Source organism: Brevundimonas sp. ZS04 (assembly GCF_001956865.1).
Taxonomy (GTDB): domain Bacteria; phylum Pseudomonadota; class Alphaproteobacteria; order Caulobacterales; family Caulobacteraceae; genus Brevundimonas; species Brevundimonas diminuta.
Map to the genome: position 1 here is coordinate 82,464 of NZ_MTHE01000003.1, position 21,511 is coordinate 103,974.

Annotated in this window: 17 protein-coding genes; 8 read left to right on the plus strand and 9 right to left on the minus strand. The window is 67.8% G+C overall.

Features of this window, described 5'->3' with window-relative positions; translation table 11 throughout:
- Window positions 1-26: 26 nt before the first annotated feature.
- The 5 genes from BJP32_RS05195 to BJP32_RS05215 all read right to left on the minus strand — a co-directional run bounded on the left by BJP32_RS05195 (window position 27) and on the right by BJP32_RS05215 (window position 8,021).
- Complete coding sequence (locus BJP32_RS05195; RefSeq protein WP_046653489.1) at window positions 27-3,494, minus strand: DNA methyltransferase; 3,468 nt, start codon at window positions 3,492-3,494, stop codon at window positions 27-29.
- Window positions 3,495-3,589: 95 nt separating this feature from the next.
- A complete protein-coding gene (locus tag BJP32_RS05200; RefSeq protein ID WP_046653491.1) occupies window positions 3,590-5,176 on the minus strand; it encodes an NAD(P)/FAD-dependent oxidoreductase in 1,587 nt (528 codons plus the stop codon).
- A gap of 36 nt (window positions 5,177-5,212) precedes the next feature.
- Entirely contained in the window at window positions 5,213-6,424 is a 1,212-nt protein-coding gene (gene hutI / locus BJP32_RS05205) for an imidazolonepropionase (RefSeq protein ID WP_369822389.1), read from the minus strand.
- On the minus strand, window positions 6,424-7,314 hold the full coding sequence (locus BJP32_RS05210; protein ID WP_233126727.1) for an agmatinase family protein: 891 nt from the start codon (window positions 7,312-7,314) through the stop codon (window positions 6,424-6,426). Before BJP32_RS05210 ends, hutI begins: the two co-directional genes overlap by 1 nt.
- Before the next feature lie 5 nt (window positions 7,315-7,319).
- Entirely contained in the window at window positions 7,320-8,021 is a 702-nt protein-coding gene (locus BJP32_RS05215; RefSeq protein WP_040345236.1) for a UTRA domain-containing protein, read from the minus strand.
- A gap of 89 nt (window positions 8,022-8,110) precedes the next feature.
- On the opposite strand from BJP32_RS05215, the gene hutU reads away from it, so the two are divergent.
- The 3 genes from hutU to BJP32_RS05230 all read left to right on the plus strand — a co-directional run bounded on the left by hutU (window position 8,111) and on the right by BJP32_RS05230 (window position 12,034).
- The gene (gene hutU / locus BJP32_RS05220; protein ID WP_040345233.1) at window positions 8,111-9,772 is read left to right on the plus strand and encodes a urocanate hydratase; all 1,662 of its coding nucleotides are present in this window, start codon (window positions 8,111-8,113) and stop codon (window positions 9,770-9,772) included.
- 178 nt (window positions 9,773-9,950) lie between these two features.
- Window positions 9,951-11,480: a histidine ammonia-lyase gene (gene hutH, locus BJP32_RS05225; RefSeq protein ID WP_076223183.1), complete on the plus strand. Its 1,530-nt coding sequence runs from the start codon at window positions 9,951-9,953 to the stop codon at window positions 11,478-11,480.
- Window positions 11,481-11,536: 56 nt separating this feature from the next.
- The gene (locus tag BJP32_RS05230; RefSeq protein ID WP_233126729.1) at window positions 11,537-12,034 is read left to right on the plus strand and encodes a hypothetical protein; all 498 of its coding nucleotides are present in this window, start codon (window positions 11,537-11,539) and stop codon (window positions 12,032-12,034) included.
- Window positions 12,035-12,068: 34 nt separating this feature from the next.
- Here the strand turns inward: BJP32_RS05230 and BJP32_RS05235 are convergent, their stop codons facing one another.
- Genes BJP32_RS05235 through BJP32_RS05245 form a run of 3 tightly spaced genes read right to left on the minus strand, consistent with a single transcriptional unit; the run spans window position 12,069 to window position 15,743 of the window.
- Window positions 12,069-12,830 (minus strand): hypothetical protein, encoded by a 762-nt coding sequence (locus tag BJP32_RS05235; protein WP_046653500.1) that lies wholly within the window; start codon window positions 12,828-12,830, stop codon window positions 12,069-12,071.
- Between the two features lie 49 nt (window positions 12,831-12,879).
- Window positions 12,880-13,932, minus strand: a complete 1,053-nt coding sequence (gene fni, locus BJP32_RS05240) for a type 2 isopentenyl-diphosphate Delta-isomerase (RefSeq protein ID WP_307723787.1) — start codon at window positions 13,930-13,932, stop codon at window positions 12,880-12,882.
- Complete coding sequence (locus BJP32_RS05245; RefSeq protein WP_076223186.1) at window positions 13,929-15,743, minus strand: PPC domain-containing protein; 1,815 nt, start codon at window positions 15,741-15,743, stop codon at window positions 13,929-13,931. The genes fni and BJP32_RS05245 overlap by 4 nt, the downstream gene beginning before the upstream one ends.
- A 93-nt stretch (window positions 15,744-15,836) precedes the next feature.
- On the opposite strand from BJP32_RS05245, the gene folD reads away from it, so the two are divergent.
- From folD to BJP32_RS05270, 5 genes are all read left to right on the plus strand, one after another.
- Complete coding sequence (gene folD / locus BJP32_RS05250) at window positions 15,837-16,760, plus strand: bifunctional methylenetetrahydrofolate dehydrogenase/methenyltetrahydrofolate cyclohydrolase FolD (RefSeq protein ID WP_040345229.1); 924 nt, start codon at window positions 15,837-15,839, stop codon at window positions 16,758-16,760.
- Window positions 16,761-16,856: 96 nt separating this feature from the next.
- Complete coding sequence (locus tag BJP32_RS05255) at window positions 16,857-17,555, plus strand: LemA family protein (RefSeq protein ID WP_076223188.1); 699 nt, start codon at window positions 16,857-16,859, stop codon at window positions 17,553-17,555.
- A gap of 7 nt (window positions 17,556-17,562) precedes the next feature.
- Window positions 17,563-18,441 (plus strand): YgcG family protein, encoded by an 879-nt coding sequence (locus tag BJP32_RS05260; RefSeq protein WP_083673888.1) that lies wholly within the window; start codon window positions 17,563-17,565, stop codon window positions 18,439-18,441.
- Window positions 18,441-19,124 carry a TPM domain-containing protein gene (locus BJP32_RS05265; RefSeq protein WP_369822382.1) on the plus strand — a complete coding sequence of 228 codons (684 nt, stop codon included), beginning with the start codon at window positions 18,441-18,443 and terminating at the stop codon, window positions 19,122-19,124. The genes BJP32_RS05260 and BJP32_RS05265 overlap by 1 nt, the downstream gene beginning before the upstream one ends.
- A gap of 82 nt (window positions 19,125-19,206) precedes the next feature.
- Window positions 19,207-19,962 (plus strand): endonuclease/exonuclease/phosphatase family protein, encoded by a 756-nt coding sequence (locus BJP32_RS05270; RefSeq protein WP_076223189.1) that lies wholly within the window; start codon window positions 19,207-19,209, stop codon window positions 19,960-19,962.
- Here BJP32_RS05270 and BJP32_RS05275 read toward each other — a convergent pair.
- Window positions 19,947-21,425 carry a phospholipase D-like domain-containing protein gene (locus tag BJP32_RS05275; RefSeq protein WP_046653507.1) on the minus strand — a complete coding sequence of 493 codons (1,479 nt, stop codon included), beginning with the start codon at window positions 21,423-21,425 and terminating at the stop codon, window positions 19,947-19,949. The genes BJP32_RS05270 and BJP32_RS05275 overlap by 16 nt on opposite strands.
- Window positions 21,426-21,511 lie beyond the last annotated feature (86 nt).

Genomic DNA, 21,511 nt, shown 5'->3' on the forward strand with positions numbered 1-21,511 from the left:
TCGCCGCGTCCCACGGCTAGGCCAAATCAGTGTCGTCGCGGCGAGAACCAGCCCTCGTCCGTGTGCTGGACCGACCCCGCCACCGCCAGAACCGCCAAGGTCTGTTCGATCCGGTCCGTCTTGCGGCGACCGATCCGCCCCTCGAAGCGACGCGCCAGCTCCAGCGGCTGCAGCGGCCGCCCTTCGCGACGCAGCTCTTCCAGCAACACGCCCGCCAGGACCGCAGGCGCATCAGGCAATGGCGCTCGTGTTCTCATCCTGTCCAACGGCGCCTCGATCTGCACGGCGCGTGCGGACGACTTGATCCGTCCCGCTTGATAGCTCGGTCGCAGGAAACGGATCTCGCCCTTCTCCTCCTGCACTCGCCGCGCACGGTTCAGTTCCAGCAGTGCGCTGAGCGTCGCTTGATCCGTCATGCCGTCGCGCCAGCCGTAAGCCGACGCGACCTGCTGATCCAGCCGCTCGTGCAGATGATGCAGCAAGCCGATCTGACCACGATCATAGAGATCGCGTTCGTTCCCGATCAGTTCGCCGCCTTCCTGAAGGCGACGCCGGACATTGTAGAGCCCGGTCATCGTCAGATCCTCGTGCTGGCTCAGAACCTGACGGCGACGGTCATCGATCTCTTCGGCCAGAACGCCGATCTCCTCGCCTGCAGCGCTGTTCAGATCCGGAAAGGGAAAGGCGTCGAAGCAGGCCTTCTTGTTATAGACGGGCCGATCCTCCAGCCGCCCGCCGCGCGCCAGGGCCCAAACCCCATGCACATGCGACGACAGCACGCCCAGGATGCGCGGATCGTCCGAGGCGACGGCGATCAGGGCGTTGTCCGGCAGGATGTCCGCGTCCAGAAAACGGAACCACCGGTGCTTGGCCGTCTCCACCGTGGCGATATAGCGGGACAGCCCCTCCAACGCCGGGCGGAACTCGCTGCGCGGCTCGCCGAACATCCACCAGTTGTCGCGATAGGCGGCGCGATTGTTGCGGTCACGCTCGGGCTTCACCGCCTCCAACAGATGCTGGAAGACGGCGGGGTGACTGCGACGCGCCTCTTCCTCGCTCCAGCCGAACAGGTCGATCACCTTCACGCCGCGCGGTCGTGACGCCAGATCGCGTCCGTTGCGGTAAGCGCGGATCGGATTTTCCGCCTCGTCATTGGACGCCGCCAGCAACTGCTCCGCCCGTTCCGGCGACACCATGAAGCCCGCACCATGCAGCTTCACCCCCGGCGAGCACAGCAGGGCATTGGCCTTGAGCGGCTGCGCCTCGGTGATGGGAAGACCGATGCTCAGGCCCGGCCCGATATCGCCGCGCTGTTCGCAAAAGAGGATCTCCGGCGTCTCGCCTTCGCCCATCGACTCATCGACCACCGTCAGCAGGCGGCCCTGACCATTCGGCTCGCCGCGCTCAGCCACGGTCATGGCGATGCGCACGTCGGCGCGGTCGGAGCCCTTGATCCACGGATGGTCTGGGATGGCGAAGGTCAGACGCATCGACGGCGCGCCGTTCAGATGATGCTCCAGCACGCGCCGGGAAAAGGTCTGGGTGATCGAGTTAGTGGTGATGAAGCCGAACCGTCTCAGCGTGCTGTTCTTAGCCGTCAGGATCTCCGCCGCACGGTCCCACCAGGCTGTGACCAGGTCCGCCGAGCGGAACCGCCCCTGCCGCACCCGCCACAGGGCGTCGACATAGCCGTCGCCCAGTTCGCCGCGCACGTCCTTGCCCCCGATGAAGGGCGGATTGCCGATGATGAAGTGCGCCGTCGGCCAGACCGTAGGGCGCGGATCAATATATCGCGTAACTTCTCTCTCCTCGTGCGCCACAACCGCCGAGAGACCGCCGCCTCGGCTCAATACCCGCACGTGGGTAAGCGGCCGCCCCTGTTCGTCGCGCACCAGTTCTTCGCGCGTCCACGTCAGCAGCGCGTCCATATGCTTGATGCAGTTGAAGTTTCGCAGGATCGGTTCGGTCGGCTTGGCGTCGCCGGCGTTTCTGAAGTGCCATTGCAGATAGCCGATCCACATCACCATCTCGGCGATCCAGACAGCGTGGACATTCTTCTCCAACCCCCAGAACTGTTCAGGGCTGACGGTATGCCCCTCCAGGCCGAGCGCCGTTTGGGCGTCCCCCAGATCGGTCAGGGCGGTCAGAACCTCGCTCTCGAGATCCTTCATCATGTCCATGGCCACATAGAGGAAGTTGCCGGTGCCGCAGGCGGGATCCAGCACCCGTGTCGTGCACAGCGCATGGTGGAATTCGCGCATGGCGCGGCGCGCCCGCACGACGTCGCCGCTGGCGTAATGGCCGACCGCCAGCCCCGCGACCGCCTCCCACTCGGCGCGCAGCGGCTCCATGATCGTCGCCTCGACCAGTCGCCGCACATAGGCCTTTGGCGTATAGTGAGCGCCCAGCTCGCCGCGCTCCGTCGGGTCCAGCGCCTGTTCCAGCAAGGCGCCGAAAATCGCCGGCTCGACCGAAGCCCAGTCGCGCTGGGCGGCGGCGATCAGAGCCTCCAGCTCCGCCTCCGTCACCGGCACGGCCGCCTCTTCCTTGAACAGGCCCCCGTTAAAACGGCGCAGATCCTGGCGAACCGCTGAGCAATGTCCGCCGCTGTCCATGCGGCGAAAGAAGTCCGCCGCGCTGACATGAAAGCGATCCGCCATTCCGCGATAGCTTTCCAGCAGGCGCAGAAATCCCCGGTCGTCGATCAGTCCCACGCTGTCGGCGAACATGGCGAAAATGCACTGCATGACGAACAGCGAAGTGCGCTTGTCCCATGCCGCCCGCGTCACGACATCGACGCAACCGCTGGAATCGGTCGGCGCCCGCTTGCGGATCGAGCGCACCAACCAGGCCAGCCGCTCGGCGATGTCGCTGGTCACGGCCGCCACATGGCTCGCCGGGTCCAGACTCATCGGCTCGTCCCACACCCGGCGCAGACGCTCCCGCACCGCCGGATCACGCAGGTCGTCCATGGAGATGCGGCAGCGCGCCAGGTCGGGAAACGGCACATAGCCCTTCCCCTGCCGATCGAAGTCGGCCCACAGGTGGATGGAGCGTCCAACGTCCACGACGACGATGAAGGGCGGCCATTCGTCCAGCGCCTTTGCGTAGGTCTCGGCCTGACGCTTGGCGTCCAGCATCAGCCGCTCGATTGCGCCCGCGTCGCCCTTCGGCGGTTTGCGCCCGCGCCCGTTGAACAGGGCCAGATGCCGCTGCGGGTCCAATTCGCCGCCGGGCGCCCGCTTCTGCGACTGCTTCGCCTCCAGCACGAAGGCGCCGCGCCGATAGCAGTCGATGAATCCCCGGTGCGCGCCGCCGTCATGAAAGCGGAACTCCACCCGCCGCTCGAAGCAATAGCCGCGATCTCCAGCGATCTCCTGATCCGGCGCCGGCGCTCCGATCAAGGCGCACAACTGGCTGATGAATGTCTGATAGTGCGAACGCTCGCTGATCGTCGCGCCGCTCCAGCGCGTGATGAACGCTTCGACATCCATGGACTGTTCTCCCACCCCTAAGAGAACAATATTAGGTTGAATTTTAGCAAAAACACAACTTTACATTATCGCAGACAACCTGGACGCGACAGGCCTCAGCGCCTGCCGAAATCCTTCAGCACCGCGTGCGCCGCATTGTGTCCTGGCGCTCCCGTAACCCCGCCGCCCGGATGAGCGCCCGATCCGCACAGATAGAGCCCAGGCACGGGCATCCGATGATCGGCGTGGCCCAGCACCGGCCGCGCGCTGAACAACTGATCCAGCGTCAGTCGCCCGTGGAAGATATCGCCCCCGATCAGGCCGAAGCGCCGCTCCAGATCGCGCGGTCCCAGCGCCAGCCGCCCGACCACGGAAGCCTTGAACCCCGGCGCGTGAGCCTCGACCGTCTCGATCATCAGGTCAGCCACCGTATCGCGATGCGCGTCCGCCAGATCCGGTGAAACGTGCTGGCAGAACAGGCTGGCGACGTGTTGTCCCCCCGGCGCCAGACTGTCGTCCAGGGTCGAGGGGATCAGCATCTCAACGATCGGCTTGGACGACCAGCCGTTCAGCCGCGCCTCGGCGTGGGCGCGGTCCATATAGGCCAGCGTCGGCGCGATGATGATGCCCGCCGTCAGGTGATCGCCCACCCCCGGCAAAGCGGTGAAGCGCGGCAGTTCGGACAGGGCCACATTCATGCGGAAGGTGCCAGAGCCGGAGGCGTAGCGGCTCATCCGCTCGGTGAAGTCCCCCGGAACCACGGCCGGATCGACCAGCCGGTCGAACAGCAGACGCGGGTGCAGGTTGGAGACCACGGCCCGGGCGCGGACTGCGTCGCCTGCCTCGGTCACAGCGCCGACCGCCCTGCCCTTTTCCGTCAGCACCTCGGCGACCGGCGCGTCCAACCGGATGTCGACGCCCTGCTCGGCGCAGGCGGCGGCCATGGCCTGCGTGATGGCGCCCATGCCGCCGATGGCATGGCCCCAGGCGCCCTTTTTACCGTTCACCTCGCCAAAGACGTGGTGCAGCAGGACATAGGCCGAACCGGGCGTATAGGGGCTGGCGTAGTTGCCGACGACGCTGTCGAAACCGAACAGGGCCTTGATCGGATCGCTCTCGAACCACCCGTCCAGCCAGTCGCCCGCCGACTTGGCGAACAGGTCCAGCAGATCGCGCTGCGCCGCCAGACCCAGGCCCGAGACCCGCCGCCCCAGAGACGCCGCCTTCAGCATCTCCGGCAGGGCGGCCAGCCAACCACCCTCGACGACATTGGGCGGCGTGGTCAGGATCAGGTCACGCAGGATGGCGGCGACCGTCTCCAGCCGCGCCTCATAATCGGGCAGGCGCTCGGCGTCGCGCACTGAGAACTTGGCGACCTCGGCCTGGGTCTGGCCCTCGCCGGTCAGCAGATAGCGGCCGTCGTCAAAGGGCAGGAAGTTGGCCGCGCGGCGCTCGACCACGCACAGGCCGTGGCGCGCCAGCTCCATATCGGCGATGACGCGCGGGTTCAGCAGGCTGACGGTATAGCTGGCGGTCGAGTTGCGAAAACCAGGATGGAATTCCTCGGTCACCGCCGCCCCGCCGACGACGCCGCGCCGCTCCAGCACCGTGACCTTCAGACCGGCCCGCGCCAGATAGAAGGCGCAGACCAATCCGTTGTGCCCGCCGCCCAGGATGACGACGTCCGTTTCCGTCTGCGCCATGCGCGCTCCCTCCCGCTTGAGAGAGCGACGCTAGTCCTAGGCCGCGCGTCCCGCCAGATAGCGACGATGCAGCAGCGGCTTGCCCAGCCAATAGGCCAGCTCCGCCGGGCGGCTGATGTCCCAGACGGCCAGATCGGCGGTCTTGCCCGCCTCAAGCGTGCCGATCTCGTCCTGCAGCCCCAGCGCGCGGGCCGCGTTCCGCGTGGCGCCCGCCAGAGCCTCTTCCGGCGTCAGGCGGAACTGGACGCAGGCCAGGTTGATCGCCGCCGTCATGGAGGCGACCGGCGAGGTGCCGGGGTTGCAGTCCGTCGCCACCGCCATGCGCGCGCCGTGCTGGCGCAACAGGGCGATCGGCGGCGCCTGCGTCTCGCGCAGCATCAAGAAGGCGCCCGGCAGCAGCACCGCCACCACGCCCGCCTCGGCCATCGCCTTCACGCCCGCCTCGGTCGTGTGCTCGATATGGTCGGCCGACAGGGCCTGATAGCGGGCGGCCAGCGCCGCGCCGCCGCCATCCGACAGTTGGTCGGCGTGCAGCTTGACCGGCAGGCCCAGTTCCTCGGCCTTGTCGAACAGGCGGCTGACCTCATCCACCGAGAAAGCGATGGGCTCGCAATAGGCGTCGACGGCGTCGACTAGACCCTCGGCGTGGGCGGCAGGCAGGATTTCATCCACAGCCTTGTCCACATAGACGGCGCGGTCGGCCTTATGCTCCGGCGGGACGGCGTGCAGACCCAGATAGGAGGTGCGGACCCGCACCCCAGCGTAGCGCCCAATGCGACGGGCGACGCGCAGCATCTTCAGTTCGCTGTCGTGATCCAGACCATAGCCGGACTTGATCTCGACGGTGGTGACGCCGGTCGCCTTCAGCCCCTCCAGACGCGCCAGGGCCGAGGCGTAGAGTTGATCCTCGCTCTCTTCGCGCGTAGCGCGCACGGACGAGACGATGCCGCCTCCGGCGCGGGCGATCTCTTCATAGGTCGCGCCTTCCAGTCGCCGCTCAAACTCGCCGGAGCGGTCGCCGCCGAAGACCAGATGGGTGTGGCAGTCGACCAGCCCCGGCGTGACCCAGCGCCCGCCCAGACGGTCGGTTTCCACAGCCTTGTGCACAGGCAGGTCGGCGCGCGGCCCGACCCAGGCGATGCGCCCGTCCTTGATCAGGATGGCGGCGTCCTCAATCGCGCCATAGGGCTCGCCGCCTTCGGTCATGGCGGCGACGTGGCAGTCGGTGATCAGCAGATCGGCGTCGATCATCGCGCGGCGACTCCAGCCAGAATTTCACAGAACCAGCGGCCCGCCGTCAGGGAGCCGAGGTCGCCGATTTCCAGCGACGGGTCGTATTCGGTCAGGTCGACAGCGCGCACCTTGGCATGGGCGCCGATGGCGCGGGCGGCATCGAAGAAGTCGTGCACCGACACCCCGCCCGGCCGCGCGCCGGGGCTGGCGGGCCACTGGCTGCGGTCGATCACGTCGATGTCGAAGTCGACATAGATGACCTCGCACAGGGACGACAGGCGCTCCAGCTCCTCGACCACGACATTGACCAGACCGCGCTGGCGGCACTCGCGGGCGGTGCGAACGCTGATCCCTGCGGCTTCGGCCTTTTCATGAGCGCGACGGGTGTTGGCGAAGGGTGCGAGGCCGACCTGGCTGATCCGACGCCCGTCCATGCCGTCATCCAGCAGCGCCTGGATCGGATTGCCGTTGGTCAGGCCCTGGTCCGTGTCGCGCAGGTCGAAATGGGCGTCCAGCGTCAGGACGCCGACGCGGTCCAGCCCCAGAGCGTGAACGCCCGGCCGGGTGATGGCGTTGTTGCCGCCGACCAGAATGGTCAGGTCGCGATGGGCCTGCGCCGCCACGGCGTCGCGCACGGGCTCGAAGGAGTCGAACGGCGAGACGGCCTTCAGCGCCACATCGCCAACATCATGGACCTTGATATCTAACTCCAGACCCGTCTCGACGTCATAGGTCGACAGACGCGGCAGAACCCCACGCAGCACCTTCGGCCCCAGGTCACAGCGGCCCGGCGTCAACGACCGCTCGTTCAACGGCGCGCCGATCAAGGCGACGCGGGCGTCGGGATGACGCCCCACCAGATCGCCGACAGAACGCCACCCCAGGGCTTCAGACGGTTGGCTCATGGGTGTCATCCTTTGGTCGGAGAGAAGCGCGCGACCAGATCATAGGCCGCGCCGGGGAAAATCTGTGAGGCCCAGGTCACGCCCTGGCCGTCGCGCCAGGTGCGGCGCTCCAGACGCAGACAGGGCGCGCCGTCGGCCAGACCCAGGCCCGCCGCCGTCTCGCGATCGGCGCCGACGGCCGAGATGCGATGCTCGGCCTCGGTCCAGGGCATGTGGGCCAGCAGCCAGCCGCCCGGCGGCTGGGTCGTGAAGTCGGCGGCTTCCGCCTCGGGCGCGGCGGACAGAGAGACCAGGCGGCGCTCAAAGACGAACGGCAGGCCATCGGCCAGATGCAGGGTCTGCAGCTCGATCACCCGCTCGCCCAGCCCGTCCTCCTCCCCGCTCGCCGGGCGGACGATTCGGCCCAGCAAGCGATGAGAATAGGCCAGGCCCCGGCTCTCGATCTCGCCTTGAATGTCAGGGATGGACACCAGGGCCGAGGAATGCAGCGGCGGGTGGGCCACCACTGTCCCCGCGCGGCGGCGTCGCACCACCAGCCCGCGCGCCGCCAGGTCGGACATGGCGCGCGACACCGTCATGCGCGCGCAGCCGTATTCCGCCGTCAGTTCCGCCTCGGTCGGGATGCGGAACCCCGGCCGCCACTCGCCCGAGGCGATGCGGCGTTCGATGTCGCCCGCGATGCGACGATGAAGCGGCTCCTGATCCATGAAACGAAAATGCCTCTTGCACGCGATATTGTCTAGACATAACAGTACGACCAACACACGACGGCGGCTGACGCCGCATGGAGGATTCGATGGCCACGCCCAATACCCGTATCATTCGTAGCCCGCGTGGGCCGGAAAAGACCGCAAAGACCTGGGCGGCCGAAGCCGCCATGCGCATGCTGATGAACAACCTCGACCCCGAGGTGGCCGAGCGTCCCGAAGACCTGGTCGTCTACGGCGGCATCGGCAAGGCGGCGCGCAACTGGCAGGCCTTCGACACCATCGTCGACCAGCTGCAGAAGCTGGAAGCCGACGAGACCCTGATGGTTCAGTCGGGCAAGCCGGTCGGCGTGTTCCGCACCCATGTCGACGCCCCGCGCGTGCTGATCGCCAACTCCAACCTGGTGCCCAAATGGGCGACCTGGGACCACTTCAACGAGCTCGATAAGAAGGGCCTGGCCATGTACGGCCAGATGACGGCCGGCTCGTGGATCTACATCGGCACCCAGGGCATCGTTCAGGGCACCTATGAGACCTTCATGGAGGCGGGTCGCCAGCACTATAACGGCGACTGGTCGGGCAAGTGGATCCTGACGGCGGGTCTGGGCGGCATGGGCGGCGCGCAACCTCTGGCCGCAACCATGGCCGGCGCCTCGTGCATCACCATCGAGTGCCAGCGCAGCCGCATCGAGTTCCGCCTGCGGACCCGCTACGTCGACGTGATGGCCGAAACCCTGGACGAGGCGCTGGCCCTGCTGGAGCAATCGTTCAAGGACAAGAAACCCTTGTCGATCGGCCTGTTGGGCAATGCGGCTGACCTTCTGCCTGAAATGGTCAAGCGCGGCGTCCGCCCCGATCTGGTGACGGATCAGACCAGCGCCCACGACCCGGTCAACGGCTACCTGCCTTCGGGCTGGACCGTCGCCGAGTGGGAAGAGAAGCGCGTCAGCGCCCCGGCGGCCGTCGAGACCGCCGCCCGCGCGTCGATGGCGACCCACGTCAAGGCCATGCTGGACTTCCAGAAGATGGGCGTCCCCACGACCGACTACGGCAACAACATCCGTCAGGTCGCCTTTGACGAGGGAGTCGAGAACGCCTTCGACTTCCCCGGCTTCGTGCCCGCCTATATCCGCCCGCTGTTCTGCCGCGGGATCGGCCCGTTCCGCTGGGCCGCCCTGTCGGGCGATCCCGAGGACATCCGCAAGACGGATGAGGCGATGAAGAAGCTCTTCCCCGACAACGCCGGCCTGCACCGCTGGCTGGACATGGCGGGCGAGCGCATCGCCTTCCAGGGCCTGCCGGCGCGCATCTGCTGGATCGGTCTAGGCGACCGCCACCGCGCGGGCCTGATGTTCAACGAGATGGTGGCCTCGGGCGAACTGAGCGCCCCCATCGTCATCGGCCGCGATCATCTGGACAGCGGCTCCGTCGCCAGCCCGAACCGCGAGACCGAGGCCATGATGGACGGCTCGGACGCCGTGTCCGACTGGCCCCTGCTGAACGCCCTGCTGAACACCGCGTCGGGCGCGTCCTGGGTGTCGCTGCACCATGGCGGCGGGGTCGGCATGGGCTATAGCCAGCACTCGGGCGTCGTCATCGTCGCCGACGGCACCGACGAAGCCGCCAAGCGTCTGGAGCGCGTCCTGTGGAACGACCCGGCCACCGGCGTCATGCGCCACGCCGACGCCGGATACGACATCGCCAAGGACGCCGCGCGCGAACATGGGCTCAATCTGCCGAGCCTGAAATGACCGTCCTTCTCCCCTCGCGGGAGAAGGTGGCCCGCGCAGCGGGTCGGATGAGGGGTTGCACCACCGCTCCCCTCATCGCTCTTTCCACCCGTGCCGACTTCGCCGGTCGGCGCAACCCCTCATCCGTCGGGCCGTTGGCCCGCCACCTTCTCCCGCATGGGGAGAAGGGAGAGACAGCATGACCCAGATCATCATCGGCCAATCCCCCCTCACCCTCGCCCAGCTACGCGCCGCCCTGAACGGCCCGGTCACGGTCAGCCTGACCGACGCCGCCTGGGCCAATGTAGAAAAGGGCGCGGCGACCGTCGCCGCCATCCTGGACGAAGGCCGCACGGTCTATGGCATCAACACCGGCTTCGGCCTGCTGGCCAACACCAGCATTGCGGCGGAAGATCTTGAAACCCTTCAGAAGAACCTGGTGCTCAGCCATGCCTGCGGCGTCGGCGAGCCGCTGAGCGCGGACACCACACGCCTGCTGATGGTGCTGAAGATCGCCAGCCTGTCGAAGGGCGCTTCGGGCGTGCGTCGTCACACGCTGGAGACGCTGATCGGCATGGTCAACGCCGAGATTCTGCCGCTGATCCCGTCCAAGGGGTCGGTCGGCGCCTCGGGCGACCTGGCGCCGCTGGCCCATATGTCGTGCGTTCTGATCGGCGTCAGCGAAGCCCGCTATCAGGGTCAGACGCTGGACGCCGTGTCGGCCCTGGCCAAGGCCGGGCTGAAGCCGGTCGTCCTGGGCCCCAAGGAAGGCCTGGCCCTGCTGAACGGCACCCAGTGCTCGACGGCCCTGGCCCTGACCGGCCTGTTCGCGGCCGAAGACGTCTTCGCCGCCGCCATCGCCGCAGGCGGCCTGTCGGTCGACGCCCTGCTGGGCTCGGACGCGCCGTTCGACCACCGCATCCACGCCCTGCGCGGCCAACCGGGCCAGATCGACGTGGCCCGTCGCCTGCGCGAACTGCTGAGCGGCAGCGCCATCCGCGAGAGCCATCGTCACGACTGCGCCAAGGTGCAGGATCCCTACTCCCTGCGCTGCCAGCCGCAGGTCATGGGCGCGACGCTGGACGTTCTGCGCAACGCCGCCGCCATGCTGGAGCGTGAAGCCAACGCCGTAACCGACAATCCGCTGGTCTTCATCGAGGACGGCGACGTCATCTCGGGCGGCAACTTCCACGCCGAACCCGTCGCCTATGCAGCCGATCAGATCGCCATGGTCCTGTGCGAGATCGGCAATATCAGCGAGCGTCGCACCTCCATCCTGGTCGACCCCAAGATGACCGACCTGCCCGCCTTCCTGGTCAAGGACAGCGGCGTGAACTCGGGCTTCATGATCGCCCAGGTGACGGCGGCGGCTCTGGTGGCCGAGAACCGCATGGTCGCCCACCCCTGCGTCATCGACACCGTGCCGACCAGCGCCAACCAGGAAGACCACGTCTCCATGGCCACCCACGGCGCGCGTCGCCTGCTGGACATGGCCGCCAACACGGCGACCGTGGTCGGCATCGAACTGCTGGCCGCCGCGCAGGGCATCGAGTTCCGCCGTCCGCTGACCTCGTCGCCGGAACTGGAGCAGACCTACGCCATCGTGCGCGAGGCCTGCGGCGCCTATACGGAAGACCGCTACTTCGCGCCGGACATCGCCCGTGCGACGGAAGGCGTGCGCGCGGGTCGTTACCGCGCCTTCGCCGGCGATCTTCTGCCTTCGGCTTGAACCGGACGGCGGTTGAACGCTTTCGTATCCAGAGCGAACGCAGGACGCCGCCGACCATGAACAAAAGCGCCGTGATTCTGGCCTCCGCCGCCCTGGTCCTGACCGGACTGGGCGCGGCGGGCTGGGCCGCCTGGAACTCGACCTCGGCGGCGCATGGCGGGCGGGCATCCGGTTCGACCGTCGCCATAGACGTCGTGCCGCCCGTCGAACCCGATCTACCGGTCGGCTCCATCATGGCTGTTGGGGAGTTGCGGGACGGATACGAGCACGACCCCGACCGGCTCGCCGCCCTGCCCGGCGAGGACGAACCCTATGTCGAAAGCGCCTGGCTGGAGCTGACGCCCGACCTGCCGCCGCTGCCCGAACAGGAAGCGCCGCCGACCATCGTCCGCCCCTCGCCGCCTCCGCCCGCGCAACAGCTGGAACGAGACGACTACGGATTCGGGTTCGATGCGCCTCAGCCCGACTACGCCGCTGAACGCGAGGCGCGTCAGTCGGCGCTCAATGACCCGCCATCGGAAACGCGCCCTACATCGGACAGCGTCTTCTATTGAAAAAGGCCCCGGCGAAACCGGGGCCTTTTCCTTGTCAGCGCATCGTCGTGACAGAGACGGTGTAGTCGCCTTCCTGCGCCGAGCTGAGGCTGTTGGCGCGGAAGGAATAGGAGCCGGGACGCAGATCCTGAGTGACCAGGGCGCTGGTGCCGCCGCCGCTGTCATCGTCAGAGGCCAGGCTGTCGCCGTCGCACTGCGGACCTTCATGGAGCGAGAGATAGGCGTCGAACTGCGCCGAATCCATGCGCACCGACACATTGCCACCACGGCTGACGTTCAGCGCGTAGCAGTCGTAGAAGGAGCCGTCGTCGGCCTGACGATCGCTGGCCTCCAGACGACCCTGACGGCTTTCACCGACCGAGATCGGCACGATCTGAGTGGTCGGGCGCAGGCGCTGGCCTTCCGAGACGCTGAGGCGGAATGCGCCGGTCTGCCCCTCGCTCAGAGTGTTGGCCCGGATGATCCAGTTTCCGCCGTTGGAGACAAAACGCAGTTGCGAGTCCGTACCCATGTCAGGGCCGTCGTCATTCGTCACCGAGGTCTCGTCGCAATCCGTGCCGGCGCCCGCCATCAGGAAGGTGTCGAAGTCCGACGACTGCATGGTCACCGTATAGGCCTGGCCCGCCTGGGTCTGCACCACATAGCAGCGGTAGTGCGACCCGTCGTCCATGCGGGCGTCCTTGCTGCTGAAGTTGCCGGTCACGGTCTGCCCAGGCCGGATGGAGCTCTGAGCCGCGGCGGCGCCGGCCAAGATCAGGGAAGACGCGAGGACCGACGTCATCAACAGGGCGCGCATGGGAATCTCCTTGGGTGCGACGCAAAAACGCAGGGGCGAAATGCCCAGCTTATTTGACAGGAAGCAACGGCACTCGTTTCAACGCTGCTAAATTTGAAGCGTTTACGCAAAAACACACGGTTCTCAGCTGCCTAACGGCGAGCTGAAACTGTTCGATGACCGCCTCGGTCGAAACGGTCGCCGCCTGGATCACGCCCGAAGCCATGCCCACGATGTCAGCGCCCAGGCGAATCGCCTTGGCCGCATCCACCCCGTCGCGCACGCCGCCTGATCCGATCAGCAGGGCGTCCGGCAAGGCGTTGCGCGTTTCGGCCAGGGCGCGCGCAGTCGGCACGCCCCAGTCGGCGAAGGCCAGGGCGTGCGCCTTGTCCGCCGGATCGGTCGCCCGCTCGCCTTCGATCAGGCCCCAGTTGGCCCCGCCGGCTCCGGCCACATCCACGCCCGCCGCGCCCATGGCGATCAGACGCTGAGCAGTGACGGCGGAGATGCCCGCGCCCGTCTCCTTGATGATGACCGGCGCGTCCAGATCGCGGATCAGGGCCTGAAGCGCCGCGCCGACGCCCCACCAGTCGCGGTCGCCTTCCGGCTGGCAGGCCTCCTGAAGCGGATTCAGGTGAACAACCAAGGCGTCAGCGCCGATCATGTCCAGCGCCCGGCGCGCCTCGTCCCGGCCGAAACCGCGCGTGAGCTGGGCCGCGCCGATATTGGCCAGGATCGGCGTGTCCGGCGCCTTGAGGCGCAGCGAGAAGTCCAGACCGCCCGCCGCACCGCCTTCCAGCGCCGCCCGCTGCGAGCCGACGGCCAGGGCGATGCCCAGGTGCTGGGCCGCCTCGGCCAGGCGCGCGTTGATCGCCTCGGCGCGCGCGGGGCCGCCGGTCATGGCGCTGATCAGAAACGGCGCCTTCAGCCGTCGCCCCAGAAAGTCGACGCCCAGATCGATGCGCGCATGATCCAGGTCCGGCAGAGCCTCGTGCACGAACCGCCAGTCGTCGAACCCCGCCGACAGGGCGTGACGCCCGCCGCCGGCCAGCACCACGTCCAGGTGCTGGTCTTTCCGGCCCAGGATCAGGGCCGAGGCGGCGGCGTCGTCAGGTTCGCTCAGGGCTGCCGCTCCGTGATCAGCACATAGTCGCCGGTCGAGTTGGAGCCGAAGCTGCGGGCGCGCAGCACATAGGAACCGTCGCGTGGCGCGGTCCAGTTCAGGCGGGCGTGGGTGTCCGACAGACCGTCGTCGTCCTCTTCCAGCTTGAAGTAGTCCCCGTCCTTCTCCTCGCCGACCTCGACCACGGCGTCGAAGCTGCTGGCGATCAGGGTGAAGCGCAGCTTCTCGTCCGCCTTGGCCTTGAAGTGGTAGGCGTCGTAATAGATTCCTTCGTCGGTGATGCTGGCGCGCTCGGTCAGACGGGCGCGCACGGTGGAGCCGATCAGCAGGCTGCCCGGCGAAGGTTCGCCGCCCAGATCCTGCAACTCCAGCGCATAAAGACCCTTGGCGTCGCGCGACCATGAACGGGCGCGCAGCACATACTCACCCGTTTCCGGCAGGGTGAAGATCAGACGCGCGTCAGTGCCCTGGCCCAGACCGTCGTCGTCGCTGGCGATCTCGCTGAACTCCTCGCCGTTTTCGCCCAGCTGCAGATAGGCGTCGAAATCGCCGGACCGCATCACGGCCTGAATGCGCTGCCCCTCGGTTCCGCTGAAGACGAAGGCGTCGTACCGGCGTCCGTCATCGTCGGTGGCGTCGCTGTCAGTCAGTTCGCCCTCGACCGTCTGGCCGAATGCGATGGCCGAAGGCGGCGGCGGCGGCGCGATTTCCTCGATGTTCAGCGTATAGGGGCCCTCGCCGCTGGAGAAGGCGCGCGCCTCGATCAGGTAATCGCCGTCCTCGGCCAGGGTGTGGGTCAGCCGGGCGTTCAGGTCGCCGGCGCTGTCGTCGTCGGTCGCCAGGCTGTTGTGGTTGGCGTCGAACAGTTCGAGGTAAGTGTCGAATCCGTCGGCTTTCATGGTGATGGCCACGCGCTGACCGGCGCGACCGCTGAAGCGGTACAGGTCGGCCGGAGCGCCGGAATCGCTGGTCGCGCTGTCTGAATTCAAGCGGCCCCGCGTCTCTTCGCCGATCGTCACCGGCGCGGCGGTGGGCGCGGGCGGTCCCTGCTCCATCGACAGGCGGTAATCGCCCTCGGCCGAGCCGTTATAGGAGGTGACGCGGATCAGATACTCGCCCGCCTGCGGCGCCGTGAACACCAGGCGCGCATTGAGGCTGGAGCCGCCGTCGTCGTTCTCGGCCATCTGGACGAAGGCGCCGTTCACGATGCGGCCGACGCGCAGGAAGCTGTCGAAGTCGTCGGACTCCAGGTCGATCTTCACCCGTTCGCCCGCCGAGGCGCGGAAGGCGTAGGCGTCGTAACGCTTGCCGTCGTCATCCTCGGCGCTGTTGGCCCCCAGGCTGCCCGTCTCGTCGCGACCGACGGCGATGCGGCCCGGCCGCGGCATCCGCGGCGCGGCGCGCTCCTTCAGCGACAGCTGATAATCGCCGGTCTCGATGCCGGAGAAGGTGCGGGCCCGCACGATATAGACCCCGGCCTCGGGCGCGGTGAACCGAAGGCGCGCGTTCAGGTCGCCCGCGCTGTCGTCGTCGCTGGCCAGCGACTGCCGCAGGGAACCTTCAGCATAGACTTCCAGATAGGCGTCGAAATCATCCGACGTCATCTGGGCCTCCAGCCGCTGACCGGCGCGCAGGTTCACGCGGTAGTCGTCATAGCGATAGCCGTCGCTTCCGCGCGTGCGGGCGTCACCGTCTTCCAGCCGACCGCGGATGTCATCCCCCAGCCGGGCGTCAGCCGCCGATTGGGCCCAGGCGGCGCCGGTGGACAGAAGAGCGACAGCACTGACCGCCGCGAGCAGGGAATAACGCATAAAAACCTCTTTGCTGGCGTCATCATAGACGCCGAACCGCAGCGCCTGTAAATCGCGGCAACGCTTTCCAGTTCCCGGCAGATGGAGCCAATTATGGCTGTCGAACCCGCCCGCGCCTCGCTGATCGACGGCAAGGCCTTCTCGCAGACCCTGGTGGAGCGCGTCGCAGCGGCAGCCGCACGGCTGGAATCCGCCCACGGCGTCAAGCCCGGCCTGGCCGTCGTCATCGTCGGCGAAGACCCCGCCAGCCAGCTCTATGTCCGCAACAAGGGCGAGACGACGCTGAAGGCCGGGATGCGGTCCGACACCCACCGCCTGCCCGCCGAGACGACTCAACACGAACTGCTGGCCCTAATCGCATCGCTGAACGCCGATGCGGGCATCCACGGCATTCTGGTGCAGCTGCCCCTGCCCAAGCACATCGATTCGGCCGCCGTGCTGGACGCCATCTCGCCGGACAAGGACGTTGACGGCTTCCACGTCGTCAACGCCGGACGCCTGGCGGTCGGCCTGCCGGGCATGATCCCCTGCACGCCGTTGGGCAGCCTGATGCTGCTGAAGGATCAACTCGGCGATCTGTCCGGCCTGAACGCCGTGATCGTGGGCCGCTCCAACATCGTCGGCAAGCCGATGGCGCAGCTGCTGTTGGGCGAAAGCTGCACCGTCACCGTGGCTCACTCGCGCACCCGCGACCTGCCCGCCCTGTGCCGCACCGCCGACATCCTGGTCGCCGCCGTCGGCCGCCCGGAAATGATCAAGAGCGACTGGATCAAGCCCGGCGCGACCGTCATCGACGTGGGCATCAACCGCGTCCCCTCGCGCGATCCGGTCAAGGCGGCCGATGGCAAGACCCGTGTGGTCGGCGACGTGGACTTCAGCGAGGCGGTCGAGGTCGCCGGCCGCATCACCCCCGTTCCCGGCGGCGTCGGCCCCATGACCATCGCCTGTCTGCTGGCCAACACCTACACCGCCGCCTGCCGCGCGGCGGGCGTGGAGCCGGAAGACCTGAACGGCTGAGAACTGCGTCAAAAATCCAGCCTTGAAGCGGAGCCTTTCGGGCCCGATAGTCTTTAGCGATCAGCGGTCATGAGGACCGCCCGCAGGAGCTTCTTCATGGCTGGATTTTCGCCTCGCATCGCGGCCGTCGCCGCTGTCGTCGTCCTGGCCCCCGCCGTGGGCGCCTGCGGCTACAACACCATTCCGACCAAACAGGAACGCGCCGAGGCCGCCTGGGCCGACGTTCAGAGCCAATATCAGCGCCGCGCCGACCTGGTGCCGAACCTGGTCGCCACCGTCCAAGGCGCGGCCATTCAGGAACGCACCACCCTGACCCAGGTGATCGAGGCCCGCGCCAAGGCCACCAGCGTCAACATCGACGCCTCCAACCTCGATGACGCCGCCGCCTTCCAGCAGTATCAGCAGGCGCAGGGCGAGCTTTCCAGCGCCCTGTCGCGGCTGCTGGTGACGGTCGAGGCCTATCCCCAGCTTCAGGCCAACCAGAACTTCCTGACCCTGCAGTCGCAGCTGGAAGGCACCGAAAACCGCATCGCCGTGGCGCGCCGCGACTACAATGAGGCCGTGCGCGACTACAACACCACCCTGCGCACCTTCCCGAACGTGATCTGGGCCAAGACCCTGCACGGCGGCTCCAAACCCATGCAGTTGTTCACCGCCACGGCCGAGGCTCAGTCCGCGCCCAGCGTGAACTTCGACCTGGGCGCCCAGCCCGGCGGCGGCGCGCCTGCGACCACGCCCGGCGCCGCGCCCGGATCGACGCCGCCTGCGGCTGCGCCGGCCCCGGCGGCGCAGTAAGCCTGAAATGAACCCTTCCGCCCTCTCCCCGAGGGAAGGCGCGGCGCGGGGCCTGCTCCCCGCGCTTTTGCTGGGCCTCGTCCTATGGCTGGCCGCCCTGCCCGGCGCCGGCCTGGCCGCCGAGATCAAGTTTCCGGCGCTCACCGGCCGCGTGGTCGATGACGCCCAACTGCTGACGCCCGAACAGGAACAGGCCCTGACCGGCAAGCTGGCGACGCTGGAGCAGCAGACCGGCGACCAGTTGGTCGTCGTCACCCTGCCCTCGCTTCAGGATCAGGAGATCGAGGACTTCGGCTATCAGTTGGGTCGTCACTGGGGCATCGGGCAGAAGGAAAACGACGGCGGCGCCCTGCTGATCGTCGCGCCGAACGAGCGCAAGGTGCGGATCGAGGTCGGCTATGGGCTGGAGGGCGTGCTGACCGACGCCTATTCCTCGCTCATCATCCGCAACGACATCCTGCCGGCGTTTCGTCAGGGCGACTACGCCGCCGGCATCATCACCGGGACTGACGCCATCATCGCCCAGCTGACCGCCGATCCGGCCGAGGCCCAGGCGCGCGCCGAAGAGGCCAAGAGCGCGGCGACCGCGACGACCAAGCCGGTCCTGCCGGCCGTCGTCATCCTGCTGGTCTTCGCCTTCATCTTCTTCAGCATGGTCGGCGCGGCCGCGGGCGGGCGCAAACGGCGCGGCGGACGCGGCGACGGCCTATCCCCCATCCTGATCTGGGCCGCCAACGAGGCTCTGCGCAACCGCGACGACGATGATCGCGGCGGCTGGGGCGGCGGCGGAGGCTGGGGCGGCGGCGGCGGAGGCGGCTTCGGCGGCGGTGGTTTCGGCGGAGGCGGCGGCGGCTTCGGCGGCGGCGGCGCCTCGGGGGGATGGTGATGCAGTTCACGAACGACGACCACGCACGGGTGGCCCAAGCCATCGCCCAGGCCGAGGCGGACACCTCCGGCGAGATTTTCTGCGTCGTGGCGCGGCAGGTGTCGTCCTATCGAGACGTCAGCCTGGGTTGGGCGGCGGCGGCGGCCTTGCTGCTGCCGCTGGGCCTGATCCCGCTCGGCTTCAACGGCGACTGGCTGACCTTCGGCGGCGGTTGGGAGGCCGCCCACGCCCCCGCCGCCTCGGCCGAGATCGGCCGCGCCCTGGCGGCCTATGGACTGGTGCAGGCCGGCGTCTTCGTGGCCGTCTTCCTGCTGTCCTTGATCCCCGTCGTGCGGCGACTTCTGACGCCCGCCGCCCTGCGCCGCACGCGCGTTCGCCGCGCCGCCATGCAGCAGTTCCTGGCCCACGGCCTGCACGTCACCGAGGCGCGCACCGGCGTCCTGATCTTCGCCGCCCTGGCCGATCATCAGGTCGAGGTCGTGGCCGACGAGGGCATCCACTCCTGCGTCAGTCCCGAAGTCTGGGCCGACGCCGTGGCCGCCCTGACCGGCGCCCTGCGGCGTGACCGGCCGGTCGAAGGCTTTGAGCAAGCCATCACCCTGTGCGGTCAGGTTCTGGCGGAACGCTTTCCGCCCAAGCCCGCTGATGAAAACGAGATCCCCGACAAGCTGGTTGTCATCTAGTCCGGCTATCAGGATCGCTATCGGGGCCTCGCGACCGCCGCATTGAGGCGCGACAGTCGCTGCGATCGCAGGCAAGGAATTCATGCCGAGACTTCTGACCTACAACGTCCATCGCTGCGTCGGCGTCGACCGCAAGCTGGACGTGCATCGCATCGCCGACGTCATCGCCGAACACGAGCCGGACGTCGTCTGCCTGCAGGAGCTGGATGTCGGCCGCGCCCGCACCGGCTGGGTCGACCAGGCCGACGCCATCGCCCAGCGCCTGGCCATGAGCGTGCAGTTCCATCCCGCCATGAAGGTCGAGGCCGAACTTTACGGCGACGCCATCCTGACCCATCGCCCCGAGCGCCTGGTGCGCGCCGCCGCCCTGCCCACCCTGCCCAGCCTCAAGGGGCTGGAGCCGCGCGGCGCCCTGTGGTCGGCGGTCGATTTCGACGGCGTGGTCGTCAATATCCTGAACACCCACCTGGGTTTGGTCCCTCGTGAACAGCGGCTTCAGGTCGCGGCTCTGGTCGGCCGGGACTGGCTAGGTGATCCGATGTGCGACGGACCGACCATCCTGACCGGCGACTTCAACGCCACCTCTATCACCCGCCCCTATCAGGCCCTGACCCGGCGGCTGGACGACGCCCAGCGGCGGCTGGGGCTGAAGCCCTCGATCAAGACCTTCCCGTCCAGCTTCCCAGCCATCCGCATCGACCACTGCTTCGTCAGCCGCGAAATCCGCGTGACCGGTGCCCGCACGCCGTCATCGCCTCTGGCGCGAGCCGCTTCGGACCACCTGCCGCTGATCATCGACTTCGAGATCGATCAGCCCAAGGGTCAACCCGGCGCCTGACCGCCCTCTGACTTAGGCCGAGTGCGGTGCGAGCGGTTCAGCCGTTTCCACGGCCGCCAGGCGTCGGTGGAAGACATCGGATCGCCGAACTGCCACTCGGCGAACATCCGCTCCACCCGCGTCGGCTCGGTCGCGCCCAGCGGCTTCATGCGCTCATGACCGAAGGTCTGAATCGCCTGACCGACTGAACCCAGCAGCGTCTCAGCCTCAGCAAAGGCGTCGCCGGACACGCCGATGAAATGGCCGAGAGAGTGACGGCGGAAACGCTGGATCACCTCGCTCTGCTCTTCCGTCTCAGCCTCGACCGAAACGTCGCACTCCGTATCCAGCCCCATCGAGCGGTTGTTCAGATTGCTGGACCCGATCCGCAGCAGCTTGTCGTCGATGATAGTCATCTTGGCGTGAACGATGATCCGCTCGCCCTCGTCCGTCACTGGGTAGAAGGCGGTGAAGCGATCATGCCGGTCCGCCTGCTCCAGCCGATACAGAACCTCGGCCCGCGCCGTATCCATGGTCATGCCGTCGAACCAGCTGGGGCTGCGCCCGGTCGAGACCAACACCACCTCCGGCCCGTCCGGCTCGGCCAGGCGCTCGGCCAGCGCCGCCGCCAGCAGGGGCGAGGTGAAGTACTGGTTCTCCATATAGATAAGCGAGCGCGCCCGCCGGATGGCCTCCAGATGCAGAGCCTCGTTTTCGCGAACCTCGGGCCGGCCGCGCACCTGAGGTTCTGTGCGGGAGATTCCGACCGACACCTGCGTCAGCGCGGGCGCCACGCGCTCCGGCCACGAATCCGCGCATTCAGCCGTGATCGGCGCGATCACCTCGCCGGTGGCCCGCCTCCACCGCTCACGCGCCAGTTCGCCCAGAGCCTGCGCCGCCGGGCCGTCCATCACGCACATGACTTCGTGCCTCGGCGCCGGAATGACGCCCGTCGGCTCGCACCGGCGCGGGTCGCCCGAGAAATGCTCTTCGGTGTCCCAGCGGTCGGTCGAGATGTCGCCGCCGCCGCAGAAGGCGATCTGGTTGTCGATCACCACCACCTTCTGATGATGACAGGCGCCCAGTATGCCCGGCCCGTCCAGTCGAAACTCCACGATCCGGCGCCGAAACCACCTCTGGGCCTTGTGCGGATAGAAGCCCTGCGATGCGGCGATCAGCAACGGCGAACGCCAGATCAGCAGGCGCACGTCCAAATCGGGCTTCTGGCGCACCAGAGCCTTCAACTGATGGCCGATCTCGGCGCGCCGATCGGTCAATGGCCCCTCGGGGTCCAGGCGCGTGCGCGGATCGAACTGCCAGCCGAGAATCAGGATGGAGCGTTCGGCCTTGTGCAGCGCCGACGCCAGGGCGTCGAAATAGGCCTTGTTTTCCATCAAGGGGGCGAACCGATGCGCCTTTGCGGACCGCCACACTGCGGTGGCCGTCTCCAGCAGGCTGCCCTCATAGAAATGGTCTGCTCGCATACCCCCCGCAATGGCTGATTCGCGTGACGGCCGGACGGGCCTCCTGATCTCACTCAGACGCCGATGAGGTCGGATCGTTCCATTTT

What these genes read in the sequence shown, in the direction of transcription:
- folD (WP_040345229.1), top strand. Translation starts at nt 15,837, where the DNA reads ATGGCTGTCGAACCCGCCCGCGCCTCGCTGATCGACGGCAAGGCCTTC.
- hutH (WP_076223183.1), top strand. Translation starts at nt 9,951, where the DNA reads ATGACCCAGATCATCATCGGCCAATCCCCCCTCACCCTCGCCCAGCTA.
- BJP32_RS05255 (WP_076223188.1), top strand. Translation starts at nt 16,857, where the DNA reads ATGGCTGGATTTTCGCCTCGCATCGCGGCCGTCGCCGCTGTCGTCGTC.
- BJP32_RS05210 (WP_233126727.1), bottom strand. Translation starts at nt 7,314, where the DNA reads ATGAGCCAACCGTCTGAAGCCCTGGGGTGGCGTTCTGTCGGCGATCTG.
- BJP32_RS05270 (WP_076223189.1), top strand. Translation starts at nt 19,207, where the DNA reads ATGCCGAGACTTCTGACCTACAACGTCCATCGCTGCGTCGGCGTCGAC.
- BJP32_RS05265 (WP_369822382.1), top strand. Translation starts at nt 18,441, where the DNA reads ATGCAGTTCACGAACGACGACCACGCACGGGTGGCCCAAGCCATCGCC.
- BJP32_RS05260 (WP_083673888.1), top strand. Translation starts at nt 17,563, where the DNA reads ATGAACCCTTCCGCCCTCTCCCCGAGGGAAGGCGCGGCGCGGGGCCTG.
- BJP32_RS05275 (WP_046653507.1), bottom strand. Translation starts at nt 21,425, where the DNA reads ATGCGAGCAGACCATTTCTATGAGGGCAGCCTGCTGGAGACGGCCACC.
- BJP32_RS05215 (WP_040345236.1), bottom strand. Translation starts at nt 8,021, where the DNA reads ATGGATCAGGAGCCGCTTCATCGTCGCATCGCGGGCGACATCGAACGC.
- BJP32_RS05200 (WP_046653491.1), bottom strand. Translation starts at nt 5,176, where the DNA reads ATGGCGCAGACGGAAACGGACGTCGTCATCCTGGGCGGCGGGCACAAC.
- BJP32_RS05245 (WP_076223186.1), bottom strand. Translation starts at nt 15,743, where the DNA reads ATGCGTTATTCCCTGCTCGCGGCGGTCAGTGCTGTCGCTCTTCTGTCC.
- hutU (WP_040345233.1), top strand. Translation starts at nt 8,111, where the DNA reads ATGGCCACGCCCAATACCCGTATCATTCGTAGCCCGCGTGGGCCGGAA.
- BJP32_RS05230 (WP_233126729.1), top strand. Translation starts at nt 11,537, where the DNA reads ATGAACAAAAGCGCCGTGATTCTGGCCTCCGCCGCCCTGGTCCTGACC.
- BJP32_RS05195 (WP_046653489.1), bottom strand. Translation starts at nt 3,494, where the DNA reads ATGGATGTCGAAGCGTTCATCACGCGCTGGAGCGGCGCGACGATCAGC.
- BJP32_RS05235 (WP_046653500.1), bottom strand. Translation starts at nt 12,830, where the DNA reads ATGCGCGCCCTGTTGATGACGTCGGTCCTCGCGTCTTCCCTGATCTTG.